Genomic DNA, 539 nt, shown 5'->3' on the forward strand with positions numbered 1-539 from the left:
CTATAACGCCGATGAGGTGGCTGAGACGACCAAGGCTTTCAGCGATTACTTCGGCACTTTCGGCTACGCCTTCGCCCGTGTTGAAGCGATTCCCGAAATTGACCGGGTCAATAACCGCGTGGCATTTGTGCTTCAGGCAGAACCATCCCGCCGTGCTTACGTACGGCGTATTAACGTGGCTGGAAACAACCGCACACGCGATGAGGTTGTACGGCGCGAGTTTCGCCAATTTGAGTCGTCCTGGTACGACGGCGACAAAATCCGGCTTTCGCGTGACCGTGTTGACCGCCTGGGTTTCTTTACGGATGTGAATGTAGAGACGCAGGAAGTGACCGGTACAAACGACCAGGTCGACATCACGGTCAACGTAGTTGAGAAGCCGACCGGCAATTTGCAGCTGGGGGCGGGGTATTCCAGCGCAGACAGCCTCTCATTGGTATTTGGTATCAAGCAGGAAAACGTTTTTGGTTCCGGCAACTACCTGGGTGTTGAGGTCAATACCAGCAAGTCAAACCGCCAGATTGTGCTCAGTACCATCG

General features: G+C 54.4%; 1 protein-coding gene. It reads left to right on the plus strand.

Annotated elements, in window-relative coordinates; genetic code table 11:
* A partial coding sequence (locus AC1D0Z_RS23950) for a POTRA domain-containing protein (protein WP_477660594.1) occupies positions 1-539 on the plus strand: 539 nt, incomplete at both ends.

It is taken from the genome of Polaromonas sp. P1_E3 (genome assembly GCF_056405935.1).